Origin of the sequence: Mesorhizobium sp. M2A.F.Ca.ET.067.02.1.1 (genome assembly GCF_004023285.1) — a bacterium.
GTDB lineage: Bacteria > Pseudomonadota > Alphaproteobacteria > Rhizobiales > Rhizobiaceae > Mesorhizobium.
Genome location: NZ_RZSB01001216.1, coordinates 1 through 1,010, shown reverse-complemented (window position 1 = coordinate 1,010; position 1,010 = coordinate 1). Strand labels below are relative to the sequence as shown.

Below are 1,010 nucleotides of genomic sequence, written 5' to 3'. Positions count from 1 at the left end.
AAAAAGCAGCTTGCGCCCGATGCCGTCGGCGAGGTGATCAGGGGCCGGGTGCTGACCGGCGGCGCCGGGCAGAATCCCGCCCGGCAGGCTGCTCTCAAGGCCGGCCTGCCGGTCGGCGTGCCCGCCATGACCGTCAACAAGGTCTGCGGCGCCGGGCAGAAGTCGATCCATCTCGCCGCCCAGGCCATTCGCTGCGGCGACGCCGACTGCGTGATCGCCGGCGGACAGGATTCGATGACTTCGGCGCCACATGTCATTCACGGGGTGCGCGCCGGCATCCGCATGGGCGACCGTACGGTGAAGGATTCCATGATCACCGACGGTCTGTGGGACGCCTTCCATCAGGTGCATATGGGCGTCACCGCCGAAGCGCTGGCGCAGCGCTACCAGATCACCCGCGAGGAACAGGACAGGTTCGCGCTGCGCTCGCAGGAGAAGGCGGACGCCGCCATCCAGGCTGGCAGGTTCGACGACGAGATTGCGCCTGTGTCGATCAAGGCCAGGCAAGGCGATGTCGTCATCGAGCGTGACGAGCATCCCAACCCCTCCACCACGATGGAAGGCCTTGGCCGGCTGAGACCGGTCTTCGATGCGGCGGGGACGATCACGGCCGGCAACTCATCCGGTCTCAACGACGGCGCCGCCGCGGTGCTTGTGATGTCGGAGGCGCGGATGAAGGAACTCGGCCTGACACCCCTCGCCAGCATCGCCTCTTATGCTTCTGCCGGCGTCGAGCCGATGGACATGGGCCTCGGTCCCGTCGCGGCCTCGCGGCGCGCGCTCGACAAGGCCGGCTGGCGCGCGTCCGATCTCGACGCGATGGAGATCAACGAGGCCTTCGCCGCGCAAGCCATCGCCGTCAATCGCGAGATGGGCTGGAACGAGGACATCATCAATATGAGCGGCGGCGCCATCGCGCTTGGCCATCAGCTGGCCGGCTCCGGCTGCCGCATCGTGGTGACGCTGCTGCACGAGATGGTCCGGCGCGGAGCGAAGACGGGCTTGGCCTC

1 protein-coding gene is annotated in these 1,010 nt (G+C 67.8%); it reads left to right on the top strand.

Going from position 1 to position 1,010, the window contains the following annotated elements:
- The coding region (locus EOA28_RS36855; protein WP_148671154.1) for an acetyl-CoA C-acetyltransferase at positions 1 to 1,010 on the top strand (1,010 nt) is incomplete at both ends.